We start from the raw sequence: 23,301 nt of genomic DNA on the forward strand, positions 1-23,301 counted from the left end.
CGTGCATCATCGTGCCGCTGCACGATGCGCACGTGCCTGTGATCGCCTTCGTCGCTATCGGCGGTATGGACCTTCTCCGGTGCCGCCGCTTTCGTTTCTTCCCGCTTCGCGGGGTTCATTCGGGAATCAATCGAGGAGTCCGGTGTGTCCATTCGTGTCGCGTTGAACCATGTCACGCAGTATCGCTATGACCGGCTCGTCGGGCTCTCGCCGCAGGTGGTGCGGCTGCGGCCCGCGCCGCATTGCCGCACGCCCATCGTCTCGTATTCGATGCGCGTGGAGCCCGCCGAGCACTTCATCAACTGGCAGCAGGACGCATTCGCCAACTACCAGGCAAGGCTCGTGTTTCCGGAGCGCACACGCGAATTCCGCGTCACGGTGGATCTGGTGGCCGAACTGGCCGTCTATAACCCGTTCGATTTCTTCCTCGAACCCCATGCGGAGCATTTTCCGTTCTCGTACCCGGCGGAACTCATGCAAGAGCTTGCGCCGTATCTCGTGAAGCGCGAGCCGACGCCGCGTTTTGCGCAATTCGTGGCGAGCATCGACCGCTCGCCGCGCAAGACCATCGACTTTCTGGTGGACCTCAATCAGCGCCTGCAACACGAGATTCGCTACCTGATCCGCATGGAGCCCGGCGTGCAGACGCCGGAAGAGACGCTGCAAAATGCCTCCGGCTCGTGCCGCGACACGGGCTGGCTGCTCGTCGAAACGCTTCGCCAGTTGGGGTTGGCGGCGCGCTTCGTGTCCGGCTACCTGCTGCAGTTGAAGCCCGATACGAAATCGCTCGATGGCCCGAGCGGTGCGGAAGTGGACTTCACGGACCTTCACGCATGGTGCGAAGTCTTCTTGCCGGGCGCGGGCTGGATCGGGCTCGACCCAACTTCAGGGCTGCTCGCGGGCGAAGGCCACATTCCCGTGGCGTGCACGCCGGAGCCCGGCAGCGCGGCGCCCATTTCGGGCGCGGTGGACGAGTGCGAGGTGGAGTTTTCGCACACCATGTCGATCCAGCGCGTGCTCGAAACGCCGCGCGTAACGAAGCCCTACAGCGAGGAAAGCTGGGACGGCGTGCTCAAGATGGGCGCGCAGGTGGATGCGAACCTCACGGAAATGGACGTGCGCCTCACGATGGGCGGCGAGCCGACCTTCGTCTCAGTGCGCGACCGCGACGCGCCCGAATGGAACACGGACGCGCTCGGCCCCACCAAGCGCGGCTATGCCGTGGCGCTGATGGACAAGCTGCGCGCGCGCTACGGCGCGGCGGGCTTTCTGCACGTGGGTCAGGGCAAGTGGTATCCGGGCGAGCAACTGCCGCGCTGGGCGCTGTCGCTCTACTGGCGCACGGACGGTGAGCCGTGCTGGCAAGACCCCACGCTGTTCGCCGACGAACGCGAGCCGGCGTACTACACGTCCGACGACGCCCAACGGTTCATCAACCACCTCGCGGGCAAGCTCGCGCTGGACGCGCAATACATCCAGCCCGGCTACGAGGACGTCTGGTACTACCTGTGGCGCGAGCGACGCCTGCCCGTCAACGTCGATCCGTTCGATTCGCGTCTCGACGACGAGCTGGAGCGCATGCGCCTGCGCCGCGTATTCGATGCCGGTTTGCAGGCCGTGACGGGCTACGTGCTGCCGCTCGCGCGCGAACGCGAGGCGGCGCGCGGCCAGCCGTCGCTGCAAGGTCCGCGTTGGGTGAGCGGGCCGTGGTTCTTCCGCGACGAACGCATGTACCTGATCCCCGGCGACTCGCCGATGGGCTACCGTCTGCCGCTGGATTCGCTGCCGTGGGTCACGTCCAGCGATTACCCGTGGCAGCACGCGCACGATCCGTTTGCGCCGCCGGTGCCGCTGCGGTCCGCGGCGGAACTGCGCATGCAGTACCAGGACGCGGGCGTGGCCGCTACCGGCGACGAAGCGCTGGCGCTGGCCGATGAAGTCGCGCTCGAAGACATGGGGCTGGCTGAGCGACTGTCGGTGTTTGCAGAAGGCGGTCCGGCAGGCGGCGCGCGTTATGCGCGGGGCGCGGGCCTGGGCGATGGGGACTCATCCGCAGACGGCACGCCTCGCCAACTACCGGCTCGCGGCGAATCGGCAGCGTGGGTCACGCGCACGGCGCTGTGCGTGGAAGCGCGCGACCCGGCTCGCGCGGCGGGCCCCCAGGTGGAAGACGACACGTTCGGCAGCGGCCGCAAGCTGCTGCACGTCTTCATGCCGCCGCTCACCGTGCTCGACGACTATCTCGACCTGCTCGCCGCCGTGGAGGCCACCGCCGCCGAGCTGGGCATGAAGGTCATGATCGAAGGCTATCCGCCGCCGCGCGACCCGCGCCTGAAGCTGCTGCAAGTCACGCCGGACCCCGGCGTGATCGAGGTGAACATTCATCCCGCCTCGAACTGGGATGAACTCGTGGACCACACCGAGCACCTGTACCAGGTGGCGCACGAATCGTATCTGTGCACCGAGAAGTTCATGGTCGACGGCCGCCACACCGGTACGGGCGGCGGCAATCACTTCGTGCTGGGCGGCGCGACGCCTGCGGACAGCCCGTTCCTGCGCCGTCCCGATCTGCTCGCGAGCCTCGTGGCTTACTGGCACAACCATCCGTCGCTTTCGTACCTGTTTTCAGGGCTTTTCATCGGACCGACGAGCCAGGCGCCGCGCGTGGACGAAGCGCGCAACGATCAGGTCTACGAACTCGAAATCGCCTTCGCCGAGATCCAGCATCAGCTCGATCTGCTCGGCACGTATGGCGACGCATCGGGCACGCGGCTGCCGCCGTGGCTGATCGACCGCACGCTGCGCAACATCCTGATCGACGTGACGGGCAACACGCACCGCGCGGAGTTCTGCATCGACAAGCTCTATTCGCCCGACGGTCCCACCGGCCGCCTCGGCCTGCTCGAACTGCGCGGCTTCGAAATGCCGCCACATGCGCGCATGAGCCTTGTCCAGCAACTGCTGTTGCGCGCGCTGGTGGCGCGTTTCTGGAAGACACCGTACACCACGCGCCTCACGCGCTGGGGCACGGAATTGCACGACCGCTTCATGCTGGGCACCTTCGTGCAGATGGATTTCGACGACGTGCTCGCCGATCTGCGCGAAGAAGGTTACGCGTTCGAGCGCGAATGGTTCGCGCCGCATTTCGAGTTCCGCTTTCCGCTGGTCGGCGAACTGGACACGAATGGCATCGCGCTGACCGTGCGCCACGCGTTGGAGCCCTGGCACGTGATGGGCGAAGAGGGCGCCATGGGGGGCACGGTGCGTTACGTGGATTCGTCGGTGGAGCGGCTCGAAGTGCGCGTGCTCGGCCTCAACGAAAGCCGCCACGTGGTGACCGTGAACGGCGAGCCGCTGCCGCTGCAACCCACGGGCCGCGTGAGCGAGCACGTGGCCGGCGTGCGCTTTCGTGCGTGGTCTCAGGCGACGTCGCTGCATCCCACTATCGGCGTGCATGCACCGCTCACGTTCGACATCGTGGACACGTGGAGCGGGCGTTCCGTAGGCGGTTGCCAGTATCATGTCGCTCATCCGGGCGGGCGTAACTATCAGACGTTTCCGGTCAACGCGTACGAGGCGGAAAGCCGACGGCGCGCGCGTTTCTTCACCATCGGCCATACGCCTGGGCCGATGAAAGTCGAACCGTGCACGCGCAGCCTCGAATTCCCGTTCACGCTGGACCTTCGCCGCGCCTGACCCGACTGACGTACTGGCTCCAACACGCGATCAAACGCACTCAAGACCTTGGCTTTTCAATCGACCCTGCCGTTCGAGTCCACTGCGGACCACGCCGAAGCACTCGCGCTGCTGCGCATCCTGCCTGCCCGCAGCGGGCACTGGGACGAACTGCGCGATACGTCCGGCGCGATTCGCGAGCCGTGGCGGCGCTTCTTCGGCCTGCTGGGCGAAGACGGTGTGGCCGGGCTCGAACAGGCGGCGACGTCGGTCGTGCAGCAGATCCGCGGCAACGACATCACGTACAACGTCTATGCCGACAAGGGCGAGCCGCGGCCATGGGCGCTCGACCTGCTGCCGTTTCTGATCGACGAAGACGAATGGGCGGTGATCGAGCGCGGTGTGGCGCAGCGCGCGAAGCTGCTCAACGCCATCGTGGCCGACGTCTATGGCGAACAGACGTTGCTGCAGCGCGGCCTGTTGCCGCCCGCGCTGGTGTACGGCCACCCTGGCTATCTGCGCGCGGTGAAGGGTTTTACGCCGCCGGGCGGCCAGTATCTGCAGATTGTGGCGGTGGACCTGGCGCGCGCGCCCACGGGCGAATGGACCGTGATGTCGCAGCGCACCGAAGCGCCTTCGGGCCTGGGTTATGCGCTGGAAAACCGGCTGATCGTCTCGAGCCTCTTTACCGATGCATTCCGCTCGCTGCGCGTGAGGCGCCTTGCGCCCATGTATTCGCAGCTCATCGCCACGTTGGCCCAGGCGGCGCGCGCGACGATGCGCGAAGACGAGCGCAAGGCAAAGGGCGACTCGCCGCACATCGCGCTGCTCACGCCTGGGCCCTTCAGCGAGACCTACTTCGAGCACGTGTTTCTCGCGCGCTACCTGGGCCTTACGCTCGTGGAGGGCAAAGACCTCACGGTGCGCAACGACATGCTGTACCTGAAGACGCTGGGCGGGCTGGAACGCGTGCACGGCCTGCTGCGCCGGCTGGATGACGCGTTCTGCGACCCGGTGGAATTGCGGGCCGATTCCACCATCGGCGTGCCGGGACTGCTCCAGGTAATGCGCGCCGGCAACGTGATGGTGTCGAACATGCCGGGCGCGGGCTTCGTGGAGTCGCCCGCGCTGCATGGCTTCCTGCCCGGCATTGCCGCGGCGGTGCTCAATGAACCGCTTGCGCTGCCCAGCGTGCCCACATGGTGGTGCGGCGAGGAAGCGGCGCGCCAGCAAGCGTTCGCGCAGCTCTCCGAAGCGTTTCTCGTGCCCACGTGGCCGGGCATGCAAGGCCGCGTGGGTCCCGGCGCGCCGAACATTCCGGCCGGCATGGCGCGCGGGCCACAGCGCCTGGCGGACTGGGCCGAGCGCATCGAACAGGCCGCGGACGCGTTCACCATCCAGCAGCCATTGCCGTATTCCTACACGCCGCGCTACGAGGAGGGCACGCTGGGCGGCCGGCCCTCGGTGCTGCGCGTCTACGCCATTGCCGACCTGAACGGCGACTGGCACATGCTGCCCGGCGGCTTCACGCGTCTTGCGGCGGAGCACCAGACGTCGGTTTCGATGCAGTTCGGCGGCAGCAGTGTGGACACCTGGGTGCTGTCGAGTCAGCCCGGTTCCACCTTCTCGCTGCTGCCGTCGCCGATGAAGCCGGGCGACCTTGCGCGCCGGCATCGCATGGTATCGAGCCGTGCGGCGGAAAACCTGTTTTGGGGCGGCCGCTACGGCGAGCGCGCCGAAAACAACGTGCGGCTGTGCCGGCTGATACTCGGGTCGCTCGAAAGCAACGACGCCGATGAAATGTTCGGAACGCTAACGGAACTCGCGGCGCAGTGCGGGCTGATTCCATCCGTCGATACGCTTGCGCACAGTTCGCCTCACGCGTTCGAGCGCGTGCTCGTTGCGAATCTGCACGAGAACGCGGGGTACGCGAGCATCGGCCAGAATCTCGCGAGCCAGGCAAGAGCGAGCGGCGAGGTGCGAGGGCGGCTTTCCAACGACCACTGGCGCACCATCCTCGCGGCGCGCAACGACTTTCGCGACGCGCTGAGCGGGCTGTCGCTCGCGCCAGGCGGGCAGCGTCAGATGTTCGAGAGCGGCGGGCCCGGCTCGGGCAACGGCAGCGGCAACGGTGGGAATGGCGCCAACGGCGGCAATGGCGGCAATGGCACCGCCCGCGACCGCTACGAGCCATACGACCGCATGAAGCTGATGAAGGCGCTGGAAGACCTCGCCACGCAGCTTTCGGCCATCAGCGGCGCGCAGGGCGACCGCATGACGCGTGACGAAGCGTGGCGGCTGCTTTTCGTTGGTCGTCACATCGAGCGCGTGGCCACGATGACGACGTTCCTGCACGTCATTGCGAGCGAAGGCCGGCTCGCTACGCCCGCCGGCTTCGATCTGCTGCTGCAACTGTTCGATTGCACGCTCACGTATCGCTCGCTTTATCCGGGGCGCTTCGAGGTGCCGGCGCTGCTCGATCTGCTCGTGATCGACCCCACCAACCCGCGCGGCCTCTATGGCGTCTACGACCGCCTGCGCAAGAAGCTCGATGAAATCGCCGTGGCCGCAGGTGGCACGCGACGCGCGCCGTTCGCTGAACTTATGCCGCCGGTTGAGGCATTGCCCACGCTCGAGCAGTTGTGCGAGCCTGGCGAGAACGGCCGCTTTCCGATGCTGCTCGATCTGTGCGAACAGCTGGGCGCCTACGTTGCCGCGGCTTCGAACGAGATCAGCGCGCGTTACTTCAGCCACGCGAATTCGCTTGCCGAGCAGGTGGCGCCATGAGCGGCGATGTCGTGCTGACTGTCTCGCATCACACCGTGTACCGCTATTCCACGCTCGTGGAGACCGCGCAGCATCTCGCGACGATCCGCCCGCTCACGTGTGCGTGGCAGCGCGTGATGGCGCACAGCGAGCGCATCGAACCCGAACCTTCGTATCGGACGAGCCGCGTGGACGCGTTCGGCAACGACCTGCTCTATTTCTCGTTCGACTCGCCGCACGACTACCTCAAGATGACGAGCGAGACCACCGTGCTGCTGTCGCCGCGCTGGGCGTCGCTGGATCCCGAGGCCACGCCGTCTTGGGAAGAAGTTGCGCAGGCGCTGCGTTTTCGCGCGGGCGGCGCGTTTCATCCCGAAACCGAGTTCTGCTTTGCATCGCCCAACATCGCGCTTCTGCCCGAGCTGCGTGCCTATGCACAGCACAGTTTCACGCCGGATACGCCGCTTGCAGCGGGCGCGATCGACCTCATGCATCGCATCTACGCCGACTTCAAGTACAAGCCCGCCGCGACCACCTTCGATACCCCGGCTGCGCGCGCGTTCGAACTCAAGCACGGCGTGTGTCAGGACTTCGCACAGGTGATGATCGGCTGCCTGCGTACGCTCGGTTTGCCCGCGCGTTATGTGAGCGGCTATCTGCGCACCGACCCGCCCGAGGGCGCACCGCGTCTGATCGGCGCCGATGCGTCGCACGCGTGGGTTTCGGTGTTTTGTCCGGGCGTGGGCTGGATCGATCTCGATCCGACCAACGACGTGCTCGCCGATCTCGATCACGTCACGCTTGCCACGGGGCGCGACTATAGCGACGTGTCCCTGCTGCGCGGCATGATACTGGGCGGCGGTGAGCATCAGGTCGAAGTCGCCGTGCACGTCACCGGCGGCGAGCCGACCCTCGTCTAGTCCTGTCTGCGTGCGTTTTCGCGCATACCGTAACCCGGCGTTACCAAACTCGCAGACACGTTGCACCTGTCAAACGCTCCGATGCGTAGACTCCCGTCCACGGCCCCTCGGGCCGGACGTCGCATGGCGCCGCGCATTTGCCGCGCCACGCCTACGATCCATCAGCCGACAGGAGTGCCCCATGCTGCCACCCAGGAACCGGACGGTGACCGCGCAATTCGACAACGTGGAGATGTGTGCCGAGTACAGCGAAGAGACGGGACGCCTGCGCATCCTGCGCGACGGCGCGTTGCTTCACGAATGGTTTCCGCCCAACTCGTGGTTCGCGATTGCATCGGTGGCCGGCGCGCGCAACTGGGGAACGCAGCCCGATGAAAGCGAATTGCGCGCGTTGCTCGACAGCGAGGTATCGGCGTTGCGTATGGAGTGAAGCCGAGGCGCGACGCATACGTTCGCTTCACGCGAGACATCATCGAAGCGCGCTCCCATGAAAAAAGGTGGGCGGCTTTCACCGTCCACCTTCGACAGCACGCCGGCCACCCAGGGCGGCCCCACGCGCTGAATATCGCGCGACGCAAGCAATAAGCGCGTCGCGCGTTCGATGCTTACTGCAGGAGCTTCAGCACTTGCTGCGGCAGCGAGTTCGCTTGCGCGAGCACCGAGATACCGGCTTGCTGCAGCACTTGTGCCTTCGAGAGGTTCGCCGTTTCCGAAGCGAAGTCCGCATCGACGATCTGCGACTTGGCAGCGCTCAGGTTGGTCGATTCCGTCTGCGTGTTGCTGATAGCGGACTGGAACGTGTTCTGCGTTGCACCCAGCGTTGCCTGGAAGTTGTTGACTTGCGAGAGGGCTGCGTCGATTGCGGTGATCGCGTTCTGTGCACCCGACGTGGTCGAGATGTCGATGCCCGAAACGCCGAGGCCCGACGCATTCCACGTGGTCGAACCGAAGTTCGCCGTGATGGTCTGGTTGGCCGATGCGCCGATCTGGAAGTCCACGCTGCCGAGGCCACCCAGCACATTCTGACCGTTGAACGTCGTTTGCGTTTCAACGCGGTTGATTTCCGTCAGACGCGTCGTGACTTCAGTCTGCAGGTTCGCTTGCGCTGCCGAGCCGAGCGAGCCGTCGCCCGATTCCACGGCCAGCTGGCGGATACGCTGCAGGTTGGCCACGGTCGACGAGATCGCGCCCGAGGCGGTCTGCACCATCGAAATGCCGTTGTTCGCGTTCATCACGCCTTGATTCAGTGCGTTGATGGCGGCGGTCTGGCTGGTCGCGATCGCGAGGCCGGCGGCGTCGTCAGCGGCGGTGTTCACGCGCTTGCCCGACGACAGACGGTTGATGGCCTGCGACAGGGCGCTTTGCGAGCCGGACAGGTTCGTCTGCGTCGTCAGCGACAGGATGTTGGTATTGATATTAAGCATGAATCCCCTCGATTGGAGTGCGGATGTGCGTTTGATAACGAGTTAGGTTGCCGGCGATGTACTTGTCGGTCCGTGGACCAGCAACCTGTCCGTGTTATCGGCTCCGGATCGAACAACTTGAGAGGGGATTGTTCGTGGGACTGCGAAGTATTCTGCGAGCTCAGACACGAGGCCCAAAAAAATACCGGCCAGGTGGCCGGTACAAAATCCTCGTACTACATCCGAGCACCGTACGCCCTGTCGCAGGAATCGCGCGGTGTGCAAGCATTATGCGTGCTTGGAGCAGGGTTCGACAAGCGGAACATACCCTGCTTAGTGCAAGTGCTTACGCTCTCTTCCTCGGTGTTCCACGAACTTTTCGCGCTTTTCCGATGCGCGCGCTGCCGTTCTTAAGCATCCCTTAAGCTGCGTTCTGCTACGGGCGTGCTCTGTGTCGTTCGTATGACCTTTGTTATTTGAGCAACATCATCTGCACGATCTTCACGACCACGAGCCCTACGGCAATCATGAGGTAGCCGCGCAGCACGGCCATCCATACGCGGCTTGCAAGCGTCACGCTGGGCGGCGGCAATTCGTGAAGCGGCGGCATGCGCCAGGTGTCGCGAGACGATTGCTCGTGCGCCGTAGCGCTCGCCGTTGCCGTGTCCAGCGCTTCACGACGAACGTAGCGCAACCCGACCGTCGCGATACCGCCCACCACTGCGAGCAGTGTGCCGCCTGCGAGCACGGCGATGATCGTGTGACCACTGATGTCCGGATACATCACCGATGCCGTGAGGATGACTGACAACATCACGAGCACCCAGATGACGGCCGCGGTGAAGACATTCAGCTTCATCGTGTTCGCCCACGGTCCGAGTACGGCCTTGTCGTTGCATAGCAGAAGCAGGAACACCGTGGCGCTGGGCAGCAGCACGCCAGCCAGCGTTTGCACGGCTTCCGTGAGCAGACCGAGCGGACTGCCGGGAATCAGCACGAGCGCCGCAGCGGCGGCAACGATGCCGAAATAGACGAGATAGAAGCCTTTCGCGTCCGACACGCCGCGATGCAGCGAGTGGCGAATCTTGAACACGTCACCGATCGCATAGGCCGTGGAGAGCGATACGGCTGCGGCGCCGATGATGGCGGCATCGAACAGCGCGATGGCGAACAACACGGCTGGCGTGCGGCCCGCGTACTTTTCGAGACTCGCGATCACGCCGCCTGCGTCCGTGAAGTTGCCCGCTTCGGGCTTGCCTGCGTAGAGTGCCGCGCAGAAGGCCATCATCGCCACGGCGCCGATCAGTACGAACGCAATGCCGATCCAGAGATCGATCTTCTCGTACTTCATGAAACGCGGCGTGATGCGCTTGTCGATCACGTAGCTCTGCTGGAAGAACAACTGCCACGGCGCCACGGTCGTGCCCACGATGCCGATCACGAGCAGCATCACGTCCGCGAGCTTGCCGTGCGAGGGCCAGCCGGGCACGAGGAAATCGTGCGTCATCTGGCTCACGGGCGGATGAATGGTCACGAGCACCGGCACGAGCAACAGGCTCAATGCGCACAGGAACACCGCAAAACGCTCGAAGCGCTGAAAATTTCCGGTACTGACGGCGGCCATGGTGAGCGCCGCCGCGATGCAGACACCCGCAACCTTCGACACGCCGAAGAAGTCGAGCACGAACGTCATGCCGATGAATTCCGTGACGATGGTGAGTGCGTTCAGCAAGAACAGATCGATCACGCTGAAGGCGCCCCAGAACTTGCCGAAGCGTTCGAAGATGAGGCGCGCGTGGCCCACGCCTGTCACTGCGCCGAGGCGCAATACCATCTCCTGGTTGACGAACAGTACCGGCACGAGCAGCAGCATCGTCCATAGCAAGGAGGTGCCGTAGTTCTGCCCCGCCTGCGTGTAAGTGCCGAATGCGCCTGCATCGTTGTCGCCTACCATCACGATGAGGCCGGGACCCAGAATGGCGAGCAGCGTGCGCAGCCGGGCACCCCAATGCGTGCGCGGCGCAGTGTCATGGTGAGCGATGGTGCCGAGTGCGCCCTTGATGTCGCCCAGGTGGGCATCGTCCAGAACGGCGCTTCGCTGAAGGCTGCGTGGTGGTGAAACATTCGCTGGCGTGGACATTGGTTTTTCTCCCCGAGTAGCGGTTTGTCGAATGAGATGAATGTGCGCTTGCCGCGCGTTAGGCGACGCGGTTCACGAGGCTGCGCCAGAGCCGTAGCCAGAGCCGTGCAAGCAGCCGCGATTCACGGGGTTGCAGCGAAAGCAGGGTGTCGTAGTGCGCGTGCGATTCGCGCACGCGCGGCAGTTGGGAGACGAGCAGGCCGAAGTTCATGATGTTTCTCCGTGCGTCTTAGGGGACGCATTGGGCGGAAAGCCAGCAGACGGAGAAAGGCGCTTTGCGCGCGCAGTGAAGGGCGTCTACTCGCTTTCCTCAGCTAAACAGGAAAGCGCCCATAGCGGGCATGTGGGGCAATTCGGGCATAAGGGTTCAGGGTCGCTGTCGGACATTCCGGCTCCTTTATCACTGCGTCTTTCACGCTGGTTCAAACCGCCCGCGACGGACGCATTGGTTCACGCTCGCGCCTGCCGCCCGATATGCAGTGAGGCGGCAAGGCACGTACGAACGGCACCCCCGGCGCGAGCCGCGGGTGCAACTGCCATGCGAATGCGCGCAACGAGCAGACGCAGGTTGCGGCGCGCCACATGGCGCGAACAAGGGTGCACGAAGGAAGAGACTGCGACGCGCACCGTCTGCCTGCTGGCAAGACGGCGGCTTGAAGAAGAGAGCGCGGACGTCCTGCCGGTCAGGCAGTGAATCTGTTCGAAGATCGACTACTGCAGGTATCCAAGGCATTCGCCCCGCTTGTGAAGATGCTCGAATTTTAGGCGCCCGCCGAATAACAAGTCAACGACTTCGATAAGCAGAACAAAGGTATCTTGCCGGCTCTGTTTCTCGCGTCACACATGGCGCCGGGCACGTTCGAGCGCGAAAGCAAAATGAAATGAGTGCGATCAGGTGAATAATTCACGCCGCCGTGCGTTTACGTCATTTTTGCTTGCTGTCCCGTTCGCGCCCCGCATACAATCCGGCCCGTTTTCAACGGAAAGGAAGTCCTCGTGAACGCAGGCTCCTGTAGTGGATGTTCCTTGTCGGCTGAGGCCGGCGGCATGACCGCGAAATAGCGGGCAGGGTTTCTCTTTTGCCGCTAGCTCGCCGCAGTCGGGTTAGCGCGCTTCATCACGGCGCTCTCGCGCTCGTCTCACAAGCCGCTGCTGTTTTCATGGCCGCGCCATACGCAACGTGTCTGATCGAAACCTGCCGGGTTGCCGGCGGATAACCTTGCCATCACACCATGAAGAACAAACTCAAGACGAGCCTGCTGCGTGCGGGCGCTCCCGCGAGCCTGAGCGTGCTGCTGTGCGCGGGTCTCGTGCCCAGCGCATGGGCCGACGACAACAACGGCGCTGCCGCAGCGGCGTCGGGTTCCACCGCGGCTGGCGCGCCTGCACAGCCCGCCACGTCGGCCGGCGGCACAACAGCGGGCTCGGAACAAGCCGCAGCCGCGCCCACCGGGCTGTGGGACCGCTCGAACCTCTTTGGCGACATGGGCGGTCTGCGTCCGTGGCTCGGTAATTACGGCATCACGCTCGGGCTGCAGGAAACGAGCGAGTACCTGAACAACCTCTCCGGCGGCGTGAAACGCGGCGGCGCCTACCAGGGCGTAACGCAGTTCAGCCTCGGGCTGGATACGCAGAAGGCCTTCGGATTGCCGGGCGGCACCTTCAACGTGTCCGCGTTCCAGATTCACGGCACCAACCTCACGTCGCGCAATCTGCAGACGCTGCAGAGCGCGACGGGCATCGAAGCGGATGCCACCACGCGGCTTTGGGAACTCTGGTATCAGCAATCGCTGCTGGGCGGGAAGGTGGACGTGAAGGTGGGGCAGCAGAGTCTCGACCAGGAGTTCATGTCCACGCAGTACGGCAACACCTTCATGAACGCCACGTTCGGCTGGCCCGTGCTGCCGTCCAGCGACATGCCCGCGGGCGGGCCGGCCTATCCGCTCTCGTCGCTCGGTGTTCGCGTGCGTGCGGCCGTGTCGGATTCCGTGACGGTGCTCGCGGGCGTGTTCGACGGCAATCCGGCGGGCGACGGCACCGGCGACGCCCAGAAGCTCAACGCGCATGGCACCAACTTCAACCTGCACAACGGCGCGCTCTTCATCGGCGAGGTGCAGTACGCGATCAACCAGCCGTCGTCGGATGCTTCCGCGCCGCAGCCCGCCGGCCTGCCGGGCACCTACAAGCTCGGCTTCTGGTACAACACGCAGCGTTTCGACGATCAGCGGTTCGACAACACCGGCCTTTCGCTCGCCAACCCGGCGAGCACGGGCACACCGGCGTCGCATCGCGGCGACTACAGCTTTTACGCCGTCGCGGACCAGATGGTGTGGCGCGCAGGGCCCGACAGCCCGCGGTCGATCGGTGTATTCGCGCGGCTCATGGGTGCGCCCGGCGACCGCAATCTCGTCGACTTCGGCATGAACGCGGGTGTCACGCTGAAGGCGCCGTTCAAAGGACGCGACAACGACATGGCAGGTCTCGCCGTGGGCTACGCGCACATCGGTTCGCATGCGCGGGGCGAGGCAAGCGACGCCGCCGCCTTCACGCCCGGCACGCCTTCGCGCAGTGCCGAAACGGTGGTCGAGGCGACGTACCAGTATCAGATCGCGCCTTGGTGGCAAGTGCAGGCCGACTTCCAGTATGTGTTCCGACCCTCGGGCGGCATTTCGAATCCGCAAAACACGGCGGAGCGCATCGGCAACGAAGCCATCGTCGGTTTGCGCACCACGGTCGCGTTCTGAAGCTCGACGCGTCGCCATACGGGGCCGCACGCCGCGCCACAGCCTGTCGGGCGGTGTGGCTCAAAGGCAGCACCATCAAGAGATCGATGTTGAAGTCTGCGGCGGGCGCGGTAGCAGTGGCGGCGAAGGTATGCTGCGCCGCTGACCTCGCACGAGGCCGCATACAACGCCGCTCAAGGCCGCCCCATGCATCACGTCATTTGTGCAAAGCGCCCCGCAGCGAAGCGTACAAGCCTCACGGACCGACGACGTTGTCCGCAGCGGCGGACTCTTCGGCGGCGTCGAGCACGTGGAAGCGGAACGTGCCTTTGCCGGCTTCCTTGGCGTGGTAGAGCGCGGCGTCGGCGCGCTTCATCAGCACTTCCATCGTGTCGTCCGCCGCGGCGAACGATATGCCGATGCTCACGCCGATGCGTGCCAACGTGCCGCTCTGCAGCCTGTACGGCCCCGAGATCTGCTGGATGATGCGACGCGCCAGCGCCGCGCCGAGCGCGCGTGTGGCGCTCTCGACCACGATCGCGAATTCGTCGCCGCCGAGGCGCGCCACGATCTCGCCCTGCCGCAACAGGCGGCGCAACCGCTCGGACACCATTCGCAACACTTCGTCGCCGGCGTGATGGCCGAGCGCGTCGTTGACCTGCTTGAAGCCGTCCAGGTCGAGGTACATCACGGCCACCGTGACGCCTGGTGGCTGATCGCGCACGCCCAGCAGGCGTTCCAGTTGCTCGCAGAGGTCGCGCCGGTTGAGCAGGCCGGTCAGCGGATCGTGTGAGGCCCAGTAGAGAATCTGGGCCTGCGCCTCGCGCCGCTGCGTCACGTCTTCGATGATGATCACCGAACTGCCGTCCGGCACCGGGTTGCGCGTCATCTCGAGCTGGCGGCCGTCGGTGAGTTCGAGGTCGAGCGGACCGGCTTCGCGCGCAAGCCACGCGGTGCAGCGCTTCACGAGCTCCTGTCGCAGCGTTTCGCCGAACCTCACGAGGCCCACGTGCCCGATGAACTCGGGCAGTGGCACGTTGAGTTTCAGCGCTTCCACTGTGGCGCCGAACAGCTCGGCTGTGCGACGGTTGGCGATCACGACGCGATTCGCGTCGTCGAGCGTGCACAGGCCGAGCGGCATGTGAGCGAGCGCCGCGTCGAAGCGTGCGGCGAGTTCGGCGTGCTTCTGCTCCGCGGTCATCAGCGCCACGAGGCCGGTGTAATGGCGGTGCACCACGGACACCATCGCCGCCAGATAGAGCCCGAGCGGTGGCACGAGAATCCACCATCCGCCGCGCCAGGCGAGCAGGCCGCCCAGACCGATAGGCAGTGCGCCGAAGCATAGCTGCGTAATGGCAAGGCGCGGGACGGCCGCGTTGCGTGACGCGATGCCGCCCAGAATGCCGGCCGTCACCATGATGGCGAGCGTGGCGAGCTGGGCGTCGCCGGACATCACGCACGCCATGGTTCCCAGTCCGAACGAAATGCACGCCACCAGCCCGGCGGGCGCGTACCAGCGCGCCCACGGGGCTGGGTCCACGACCTCCTTGCGGCTGCACGCAGCGAAGCAGCGAATGATGGCGAACCGTGCGGCCAGTATCGCGAGGTCGGCGACGATCCAGAGGGCGGCCCACAAGTGATGCAGGCGCGCGAGCGCAACGCACGCGACGAACGTGCTTGCAATGCCCGAGAGCAGCAGCGGCTGCGTGTTTTCGAACAACGTGGAGAGCAACGACGCGCGAATCGAGCCGGCGACGGTTGTCTTGCCGCACGGTGGTGTGGCAAGGATGGAATCGAGTATGGATAGTCCGTCGGACATGGTGTGGCCCCTGCTGGTGGCCGTTTGCGTGGCCCCCTTTTTTGTGGCCTCGTGTATGGAGTTGCCTTTCCTGTTTGTGACCCTTCGTGGCCCTAAGGACCGGTCTGTGCAGGCCTGAACCGCCCGGGCAGGCGGCTGCTTACTTCGTTTACGGCTGACGCCGCGCTTTCTGCACCCCGTGTAAACGCCCAAGGCGCGGGCCTGCTGCGCCCGCGCTCGTCGTGACCACGATTGTTCATCCGGTCGCAATTGTGATTTCAGTCTATCGGCATAAATTTTCGATAGAGCTGCTCTAAACTCCCTTCCAACGTCGCTGCTGCCTGAAGTGCTTGAGCCACCGAACGGCGCAGCGTTTCGAAATCGAAAATCCTTTTGGAGGTTGTCATGAAGACCAAGCTGATCGCCGCTGTACTCGTCGCTGTTTCCGCCGCTGTTGCTGCTCCCGCGTTCGCAAGCGGGTACGGCCCGGCTCCGTTCTATCGTCCCGCCGACGGCGCGCCCGCTTCGCAACGCGGACAAAGCTCGCAAACGGTGGCGTCTGAGCAAAACGCCGTGGCCGGCGCGGCTACCGAAGCGTTCGGCGGCGTGGCGGACGGCGCGTCGCAGTCCGGCGCGCGCCACGTGGCCTCGGTTGCGAACGACGTCTACAAGGCCCATTGATCGCTGAAGCAACAGGAGCGGGCCGCATGTGCGGCCCGCTTCGTCGAGACACGACGTTCGATCACGAGGTGATGCAATGCTGCAAATTCTGGAAGGGGCCGCGGTGATTGCCGCAATGAGCCTGTACCTGATTCCTTCCATCGAAGCGGACGCGCGCGAACACGCTGACGCGTTCGCCATCACGATGGTGAATATCCTGCTGGGCTGGACGATTGTCGGCTGGTTCGCGGCCCGCGCCTGGGCGCACCGCGCAGACGACACGCAACCGCTGCTGCGCACGGCGCAACGGATTCGGAGCGCGGTGGGCCGGGTGACGAGCCAGAAGATCGTCGATCACGTGAAGCTGCGCGCGGCGCTGGAATGCCGGGACCTCACGAGGCGGCACGTTGCGACGGGGCCGTGTGCATGATGGCGGCTCGTTCTACCGGCGAGACGGGTCCCATGCGTCGCCTTGCGCGATCGTTGGGACCGCTGGTCGTTTCATTGATGGCCGCGAGTGCGGTGCTGGCGGGCTGCGCCTCCGCCACGGACGTGAGCGCGACAGACAAGCCGGGCACCTACACCGTGTCGGCCTCGGCCACGGGCGGGCGGCTTGCATGGGCACGCGCCCATGAACGCGCGGTGACCGAAGCCAACGATTACTGCGAAAGCCGCGGCATGCAGACTAGCGTGGCCTACGAGCGAACGGACGGCATCGAAGCGTTCCAGCAGCATGGCGCGGTGCTGCGATTCGAGTGCCATCCGAAGTTCTGAACGTCTGAACGGGCGCGGCCTCAGACCAGCCCGGTCATGTAATAGACAGCGATCACGAAGAACACCGCGAGCGTCTTGATGACCGTGACCGCGAAAATATCGCGGTACGACTCGCGGTGCGTGAGCCCTGTCACCGCGAGCAGCGTGATAACGGCGCCGTTGTGCGGCAGCGTGTCCATGCCGCCGCTGGCCATGGCCACGACGCGGTGCAGGACGTCGAGCGGAATGTGCGCGGCCTCGGCGCCCTTGATGAAGGTGTCGGACATCGCCGCGAGCGCGATGCTCATGCCGCCCGACGCCGACCCCGTGATGCCGGCCAGCGAACTCACCGAAACCGCTGCGTTCACGAGCGGATTCGGAATGCTCTTCAGCGCGTCGCCCACCACGAGGAAGCCCGGCAGCGCGGCGATCACGCCGCCGAAGCCGTATTCGGACGCCGTATTCATCGACGCCAGCAACGCGCCCGCCACAGCGGCCTTCGTACCCGTTGCGAAGCGGTCGCGCACGCGGTTGAACGCTGTCAGCACGACCAGCAGAATGCCCAGCAGCAGCGCGCCTTCAACGGACCAGATGGCGACGACCTGCTTGATGGTCGCCGTAACGGGCGCGTGCACGCCAGGCAATACCTCCGGCGCCACGGCGTAGGTAGCCGCGCCGTACCACTGCGGAATCAGGCGCGTGAGCGCGAAGTTCGCCACGCCCACCAGCACGAGCGGCGCGACGGCCAGCAGCGGATGCGGCAGGCTCGCCGTCTCCACGCGCTCCGGTTCGTTCACGAGCGCCGTGCCGTAACCCTCGCCCTTGGCCATCGCGCTGCGGCGGCGCCAATCCAGATAGGTAAGACCCACCACGATGATGAACAGCGAGCCGATCACGCCGAGCGCGGGCGCGGCCCAGGCGGTCGTCTTGAAGAACGTGGTCGGAATGATGTTCTGGATCTGCGGCGTGCCCGGCAGCGAGTCCATCGTGAACGAGAACGCGCCCAACGCGATGGCGCCCGGCATCAAACGCTTCGGAATGTTGCTCTGGCGGTAGAGTTCCGCGGCGAACGGGTACACCGCAAAGACCACGACGAAGAGCGACACGCCGCCATAGGTCAGCAACGCACACACCGCGACGATCACGGCATTGGCGCGCGAGCGGCCGATGTACCGGATGGCGGCCGCCACGATCGATTCGGAGAACCCGGACAGTTCGATCACCTTGCCGAACACGGCGCCGAGCAGAAACACGGGGAAATACAGCTTCACGAAGCCGACCATCTTCTCCATGAAGATGCCGGAGAACACAGGCGCCACGGCGGCGGGGTCGGTGAGCAGCACGGCGGCGAGAGCCGCGACGGGCGCGAAGAGAATCACGCTGTAGCCGCGGTAGGCGGCGAACATCAGAAACGCCAGAGCGGCAAGGACGATGACAAAGGACATTGAGTCTCCTGGTTGTTTTACGTGTACGCGCCGGCTTCGCGGGTGCGGTGGGGCATGTTGCGGCGCGATGAAGCGCGCCGCTGTATGCAGGTTCCGTGCCTGTCGGCCTGTAAACGGTGCCGCTGGCATCGGGTACCGTCCGGGCACCCCGTCTGAGGCGGCTGTGCGGTGTTTGGCACAGCGAGCCGCCCGTCACGTCGAGCGGCGAGTCACATCCGCTGGCCGTACCAGGCTGTCTCCATAGAGAGACGCCGCGGAGCATACGCGGGCCACAGATTACACCGATATCCGTGTATTTACGGGCTTGCTGCCTGTCTCCGCTGCGGGATACGATTTTCTCGAACTGGAGACAACGGGACATCCAGCATGCCGGGAGACGCTGACAGCATGATGAACGACTGGGCTGGCCTGCCCGCCACCTACGGCGATGTGTTGCGCCGCGCCATGGATTCGCTTTTCCGCACCTTCGAAAACTTCAGCGAAGGCACGTTCATCGTGGATGCCGACGCGCGCGTCGTGTGGATCAACAAGCGCTACGCCGCGCGCTTCGGTTTTGCGGACCCGCAGCAGGCCATCGGCCTCGACTGCGAGACCGTGATTCCCAACAGCCTCATGCGCGAGGTCGTGAACACGGGCAAACCGATTCTGCTCGACATCCTCGAGACGGACCGCGAACCGCTCGTCGTCACGCGTCTGCCGCTGAAGGACGATGCGGGCACGACCATCGGCGCCGTGGGTTTTGCGCTCTTCGACGAACTCAAGGCGCTCACGCCGCTCTTTTCCCACTATTCGAGGGTCCAGCAGGAGTTGATCGCGACGCGCCAGTCGCTCGCCCAGGCGCGGCGTGCCAAGTACACGTTCGCGAGCTTTGTCGGCACGAGCCCCGCGAGCCTCGAGGTGAAGCGTCAGGCGAGGCGGGCGGCGCAGGTCGACTCGCCGGTTCTGCTGCTGGGCGAGACCGGCACGGGCAAGGAACTGCTTGCGCATGCCATTCACGGCGCGTCGTCGCGCGCCGACAAGCCGCTCGTCACGGTAAATGTGGCCGCCATTCCGGACACGCTGCTCGAAGTCGAATTCTTCGGCGCGGCGCCGGGCGCGTACACCGGCGCGGATCGAAAGGGCCGCGTCGGCAAGTTCGAGCTTGCCGACGGCGGCACGCTGTTTCTCGACGAGATCGGCGACATGCCGTTGGCGCTGCAAGGCAAGCTGCTGCGCGTGCTGCAGGACCGCGAGTTCGAACCGCTCGGCTCGAATCGCATCGTGCGCGCGGACGTGCGGATCATCGCGGCGACTTCTGCCGACTTGCCCGCGCTCGTCACGGCCGGACGCTTTCGCGCCGATCTCTTCTATCGCCTCAACGTGCTGACCATCCATGCGCCGCCGCTGCGCGAACGGTTGTCGGATATCGAGTCGCTCGCTTACGCGATTCTGGAGGACCTTTCCACGGCGGGGCGCGGCGGTCATTTCGAACTGCAGGAGGACGCGTTGCGGCTGTTGTGCTCGCACGCGTGGCCCGGTAACGTGCGCGAGTTGCGCAACACGCTGGAGCGGGCGGTGATGCTGTCGGACAGCGAGCGCATCGATGCGCGGGCGCTCGCGCCGTTCATCGCCGTGGCCGGCGCTTCGCATGGCGCGAGCGCCGCGCCGGCCGCCGCGGCTAATGTGGCGGCTGGCGGTCGCGATGCTGCCGCCGCAACGGCAACGGCAACGGCCGCGGCCGCGGCCGAAGCGCCCGCCCAGCCGTCATGGGCCGACGCGATGGCGACTTTCGAGAAGCGCTTTCTGGGCGAGGCGCTTGAGGCATGCGACGGACACGTCGCGGCCGCGGCCGCGCGTATCGGCATGGGACGCGCGACGCTTTACAAGAAGATTGCGGCATACGGCATCGAGGTGTGACCGGCGGCGTTTCCTTGCCGCCATCGGGAGACAGCGATGAGGCGAGCAGCGGCGTTGCAACGAAATGGGCAAGCGAGCGCGATTGAGCGATCCGGAGCGAGATCTCATGCGCGGCATCGACGATCGGGCGCGGTGGCGAACGCAATAGCCAAACCTATGCTCGCGGCGGCGATCGTTGCGAGCATGCTGTGGGCGGCGTCTGCCGCGGTTGCTCAGGTGCCCCCTCAGACGCCTGCCGCTATTTCCAGCGTTTCGGCGGGACCGGCTGCCTCCGACGCGTCCGCTTCGTCGGCACCGTCCATCACCGAGCGCAAGAACTGGTACAACGATCCATTCTTCGCGCTCTCCCAGGACGTGCGTGGTTGCCCTCTGCCGCTTGGTCCGCTCATGACCAAAGCGGAGGCCGAAGACGACGCGCACTACCGCGTAGAACGCGGCACGACGTGCTGGCTTGCCCATAAGTGCACGAAGCCCAACTCCTATCTCTACGACGCGCCCATTGCCGACGCGGTTCGCGCTTATTTCAAGGGCTCCGCGGCCCATTCGCTGGCGGGCACGAGCGTCTGGATCACTGTGCAGCGGCGCTTCGTGTACGCGGAGGGTTGCGCCCCAGCATCGTTCGACCGGCAAACGCTACAGCGCGAGCTCGAGGCCATACCGGACGTCGAACAGGTCTTCATGCGCGTGACCGATACCCCGAATGGCCCGCTGCCGTACAAAACCCTGGCGGCGCCCGAATGATGCGGTGCAGTGCGCGCGGGGCACAACGTGGCAAAATCTGCGTCGAATAACAACGAGCAGACCGGGGTCTGACATATGGCACGCAATCGTTCGTTTTGCCCAAGCTGGATCAAGAGAAAGCCCACTGCAAGGATTGGCGCATTGGCAACTGCCGCGGCGCTGAGCACCCTTGCCCTGCTTGCCGGGTGCAGCAGCGGTCCGCCGCTTTTCCTCTCGGACGGCCGGCCCACCACGCAGGTGGACTGCTCGGGCACGGGTACCTGGGACTCGTGCGAGCAGCAGGCCCGCGCCCGCTGCGGTGGCGGCGCGTTCGACGCGTTGGGCCGCTCCATCGAAGGCCAAACGCGCACGCTCGTATTCGCCTGCCAGGCGAAATAGCGCGCTTCGCTTCAGCCTCTTCAGCGTTTCAGTTCAGAGCTTCCGGTCAACGCTTCGGGCCATGACGTCGGTTCGGAGCGTCGTATCAAAGCTTTCGTCATAGTTTCCAGTCACGCGCGGCCTGCACGTACCCGACCGCGCTTGCGCCCGGCAGATGGAGCAGCAGCCGGACGAGATCCGGTTGGCGATTCGTGCCCGTCTTCTGGTAGATGGACTGCATCTGCTTGCGCACCGTGTCGGGCTGCACGCCCACGCGCGTGGCGATGTCCTTGGGCGTCAGGCCGTCGGCGAGCAGGTGCGCGATGCGGCTTTCCGCGGGCGTCAGATCGAAGGCGGCGGCGAGCAGATCTTCGTCGACAGGGGGCGCCGAGCGAGGGTGATAGAAGATCAGCATCGCGATGGTGCGCAGCCCGAAGGTGGCCGACACCTCGCCCGGCACGATCAGGTTGTAGAAGACGTAGAGCATGTCGCTGCTGTCGGCGCCCGGCTCCACGGCGGGCAGGCCACTGTTGGCGGCGTCCGTGCCGCCCTGGCTCGTCATGGCGCCGTGGCCGTGGCCCTGGCGTCTTGCCGGCGGCGCCGCTTCGCCGGGAATGCGCATGACGCGATAGTGGGCGGCGTCTTCATAGGCGCGCGGCTCACCGCTGCGCACGCGCCTTTCGGTTTCCGCGCAATCTTCCAGAAAGCGGCTATAGAACGGTTCGGGCAGCACGATACGCCGGCCGGCAATGCGCACGAGGGACGTGCTTTGCAGCAGGTGCTGCGCCGGTTCGTTGTGGCGCAGGAGTTCGCCTTCCGTGGAAGTCAATATGACGGGCTGCCTCGACCGGTTGACGAAAGCGTGCCCCACGAGCGCGTCGGTCGAAAACACATAGCGCTGGGCCTGCAATTGCGCTGCCCGCTCCAAATGCGGCGTGAGCCGTTCGAGAAATGCCGCCATTGCAGGAGGAAAGGGTCCCTGCGCGGCTGTACGAAGACACGCGAAAATGACAGTTACCGTTTCATTTTCCAGGATTTTGCAAGCAGAGACATAGCGCCGTCCCACCGGAATCACGAATTCCTGAAAAAACCGGTTTTGCTGCACGAATACATCGTCAAAATGTTGATGACAATGGAACCATTTGCCGACCGGATACGACCAGAACAGTTCGAGTCTTGGATCGATTCGGTGATATCGCTGGATATATAGGATTTCACCGGCAGGCGGCAAGTTAAATCCGTCGCTGAATGACAGTGCCTGATGGCGTTTGTCAAATGCGAGCACGTGGATAGTGGTCGCGTCAACGAACGCAGCAAGCTGCGCGTAAAACGCCTGCCAGGCCTGTGGATGGCCTACGGTGTCATAAATCCGGTGCAGCAGGCGATCATATTCAACCTCGCTTGGCTCCACGGTTCCCCCGATGTTGATGGCGGTCCGGCGAACACGTGCATTCCGTGCTGCTCATATTTTCCCCAAATGAGGAATATACAAGGAAATTACCGCCCGTTAATCTCTCCGCTCCTTTCCGCACATTTCCCGGCCAGTTTGGCGGAGAAAACGAGAATTTCGGTGCGGAGGCCAACGTTTGTCGCGGGGGCGCCGTTTTATAGTGGCTTACACGTGCGCCGGCAAACACAGAGAGGGCAGGTTTTTCCGCATCGCAGTTGCGGCTAAGGACAAAACGGCACAGTTTTCCGCTACGAGGGCACGGCCGAAACCTCACGAACGCACGTGAGCGTGTGTGCAGCGGTCTTGATTGCAATTCCGGGGAAAGCAATGAATCACCATCAACTCGAAAAAGACATTGAGCATCTGGAGCAAGTCATCGCAAGAATCTCGGCGGAAGACCGTATTCCGCTGTCCTACTGGCGCAATCGTCTCGCGCGGGTGCAGTCGGCCGATCTCGTGCCGTCGCAGGCGAGCCGCATCCGGCGGCTGAACGAGGCGCTGCAGGCGCTGGAAGCACGAACCAAATAGGCCGGCACGCCGCGCACCTGTGCCACCTGCGCGGCGTTGAAGACTG

19 protein-coding genes are annotated in these 23,301 nt (G+C 64.9%); 12 read left to right on the plus strand and 7 right to left on the minus strand.

Translation table 11 applies throughout. The features are described from left to right. Positions 1-144: 144 nt before the first annotated feature. The 4 genes from PKKP23_RS01885 to PKKP23_RS01900 all read left to right on the plus strand — a co-directional run bounded on the left by PKKP23_RS01885 (position 145) and on the right by PKKP23_RS01900 (position 7,791). Positions 145-3,696, plus strand: a complete 3,552-nt coding sequence (locus tag PKKP23_RS01885; RefSeq protein ID WP_126875575.1) for a transglutaminase family protein — start codon at positions 145-147, stop codon at positions 3,694-3,696. 48 nt (positions 3,697-3,744) lie between these two features. Next, a complete protein-coding gene (locus PKKP23_RS01890; RefSeq protein WP_126875576.1) occupies positions 3,745-6,462 on the plus strand; it encodes a circularly permuted type 2 ATP-grasp protein in 2,718 nt (905 codons plus the stop codon). Continuing rightward, the gene (locus PKKP23_RS01895) at positions 6,459-7,361 is read left to right on the plus strand and encodes a transglutaminase family protein (RefSeq protein WP_126875577.1); all 903 of its coding nucleotides are present in this window, start codon (positions 6,459-6,461) and stop codon (positions 7,359-7,361) included. The genes PKKP23_RS01890 and PKKP23_RS01895 overlap by 4 nt, the downstream gene beginning before the upstream one ends. A 181-nt stretch (positions 7,362-7,542) precedes the next feature. Further along, entirely contained in the window at positions 7,543-7,791 is a 249-nt protein-coding gene (locus PKKP23_RS01900; RefSeq protein WP_026121318.1) for a hypothetical protein, read from the plus strand. 175 nt (positions 7,792-7,966) lie between these two features. Here PKKP23_RS01900 and PKKP23_RS01905 read toward each other — a convergent pair whose 3' ends face one another. From PKKP23_RS01905 to PKKP23_RS33980, 3 genes are all read right to left on the minus strand, one after another. Next, entirely contained in the window at positions 7,967-8,785 is an 819-nt protein-coding gene (locus PKKP23_RS01905; RefSeq protein ID WP_017774226.1) for a flagellin domain-containing protein, read from the minus strand. Positions 8,786-9,236: 451 nt separating this feature from the next. Further along, the gene (locus tag PKKP23_RS01910) at positions 9,237-10,904 is read right to left on the minus strand and encodes an NRAMP family divalent metal transporter (RefSeq protein ID WP_126875578.1); all 1,668 of its coding nucleotides are present in this window, start codon (positions 10,902-10,904) and stop codon (positions 9,237-9,239) included. A gap of 58 nt (positions 10,905-10,962) precedes the next feature. Further along, positions 10,963-11,115, minus strand: a complete 153-nt coding sequence (locus PKKP23_RS33980) for a hypothetical protein (RefSeq protein ID WP_168724513.1) — start codon at positions 11,113-11,115, stop codon at positions 10,963-10,965. A 1,021-nt stretch (positions 11,116-12,136) separates the two neighbouring features. Here PKKP23_RS33980 and PKKP23_RS01915 point away from each other — a divergent pair. Further along, complete coding sequence (locus PKKP23_RS01915) at positions 12,137-13,648, plus strand: carbohydrate porin (protein ID WP_126875579.1); 1,512 nt, start codon at positions 12,137-12,139, stop codon at positions 13,646-13,648. Between the two features lie 235 nt (positions 13,649-13,883). On the opposite strand, the gene PKKP23_RS01920 is transcribed toward PKKP23_RS01915, so the two are convergent. Then, positions 13,884-15,446, minus strand: a complete 1,563-nt coding sequence (locus PKKP23_RS01920) for a sensor domain-containing diguanylate cyclase (RefSeq protein ID WP_176048821.1) — start codon at positions 15,444-15,446, stop codon at positions 13,884-13,886. A gap of 257 nt (positions 15,447-15,703) precedes the next feature. Continuing rightward, positions 15,704-15,832 carry a hypothetical protein gene (locus PKKP23_RS34790; RefSeq protein ID WP_275094553.1) on the minus strand — a complete coding sequence of 43 codons (129 nt, stop codon included), beginning with the start codon at positions 15,830-15,832 and terminating at the stop codon, positions 15,704-15,706. Between PKKP23_RS34790 and PKKP23_RS01925 the strand changes: the two genes are divergently transcribed. From PKKP23_RS01925 to PKKP23_RS01935, 3 genes are all read left to right on the plus strand, one after another. Beyond that, a complete protein-coding gene (locus PKKP23_RS01925; RefSeq protein ID WP_017774232.1) occupies positions 15,831-16,106 on the plus strand; it encodes a hypothetical protein in 276 nt (91 codons plus the stop codon). The two genes, PKKP23_RS34790 and PKKP23_RS01925, sit on opposite strands and share 2 nt — an antisense overlap. 76 nt (positions 16,107-16,182) lie before the next feature. Further along, a complete protein-coding gene (locus tag PKKP23_RS01930; protein WP_017774233.1) occupies positions 16,183-16,515 on the plus strand; it encodes a superinfection immunity protein in 333 nt (110 codons plus the stop codon). A 77-nt stretch (positions 16,516-16,592) separates the two neighbouring features. After that, positions 16,593-16,859, plus strand: coding sequence for a hypothetical protein (locus tag PKKP23_RS01935; RefSeq protein WP_126875580.1), 267 nt, complete (start codon positions 16,593-16,595; stop codon positions 16,857-16,859). A 20-nt stretch (positions 16,860-16,879) separates the two neighbouring features. On the opposite strand, the gene PKKP23_RS01940 is transcribed toward PKKP23_RS01935, so the two are convergent. Further along, the gene (locus tag PKKP23_RS01940) at positions 16,880-18,283 is read right to left on the minus strand and encodes a GntP family permease (RefSeq protein ID WP_126875581.1); all 1,404 of its coding nucleotides are present in this window, start codon (positions 18,281-18,283) and stop codon (positions 16,880-16,882) included. Between the two features lie 387 nt (positions 18,284-18,670). Between PKKP23_RS01940 and PKKP23_RS01945 the strand changes: the two genes are divergently transcribed. The 3 genes from PKKP23_RS01945 to PKKP23_RS01955 all read left to right on the plus strand — a co-directional run bounded on the left by PKKP23_RS01945 (position 18,671) and on the right by PKKP23_RS01955 (position 21,298). Then, positions 18,671-20,179 carry a sigma-54 interaction domain-containing protein gene (locus tag PKKP23_RS01945; protein ID WP_126875633.1) on the plus strand — a complete coding sequence of 503 codons (1,509 nt, stop codon included), beginning with the start codon at positions 18,671-18,673 and terminating at the stop codon, positions 20,177-20,179. A 156-nt stretch (positions 20,180-20,335) separates the two neighbouring features. Next, on the plus strand, positions 20,336-20,920 hold the full coding sequence (locus PKKP23_RS01950; protein ID WP_126875634.1) for a BON domain-containing protein: 585 nt from the start codon (positions 20,336-20,338) through the stop codon (positions 20,918-20,920). A gap of 141 nt (positions 20,921-21,061) precedes the next feature. Beyond that, a complete protein-coding gene (locus PKKP23_RS01955) occupies positions 21,062-21,298 on the plus strand; it encodes a hypothetical protein (protein WP_017774238.1) in 237 nt (78 codons plus the stop codon). 97 nt (positions 21,299-21,395) lie between these two features. On the opposite strand, the gene PKKP23_RS01960 is transcribed toward PKKP23_RS01955, so the two are convergent. Next, positions 21,396-22,688, minus strand: a complete 1,293-nt coding sequence (locus PKKP23_RS01960) for a helix-turn-helix transcriptional regulator (RefSeq protein ID WP_126875582.1) — start codon at positions 22,686-22,688, stop codon at positions 21,396-21,398. A 366-nt stretch (positions 22,689-23,054) separates the two neighbouring features. Between PKKP23_RS01960 and PKKP23_RS01965 the strand changes: the two genes are divergently transcribed. Continuing rightward, on the plus strand, positions 23,055-23,255 hold the full coding sequence (locus PKKP23_RS01965; protein WP_017774240.1) for a hypothetical protein: 201 nt from the start codon (positions 23,055-23,057) through the stop codon (positions 23,253-23,255). The last annotated feature ends 46 nt before the right edge of the window (positions 23,256-23,301 follow it).

Origin of the sequence: Paraburkholderia kururiensis JCM 10599 = LMG 19447, assembly GCF_003986935.1 — a bacterium.
Classification (GTDB): Bacteria; Pseudomonadota; Gammaproteobacteria; order Burkholderiales; family Burkholderiaceae; genus Paraburkholderia; species Paraburkholderia kururiensis.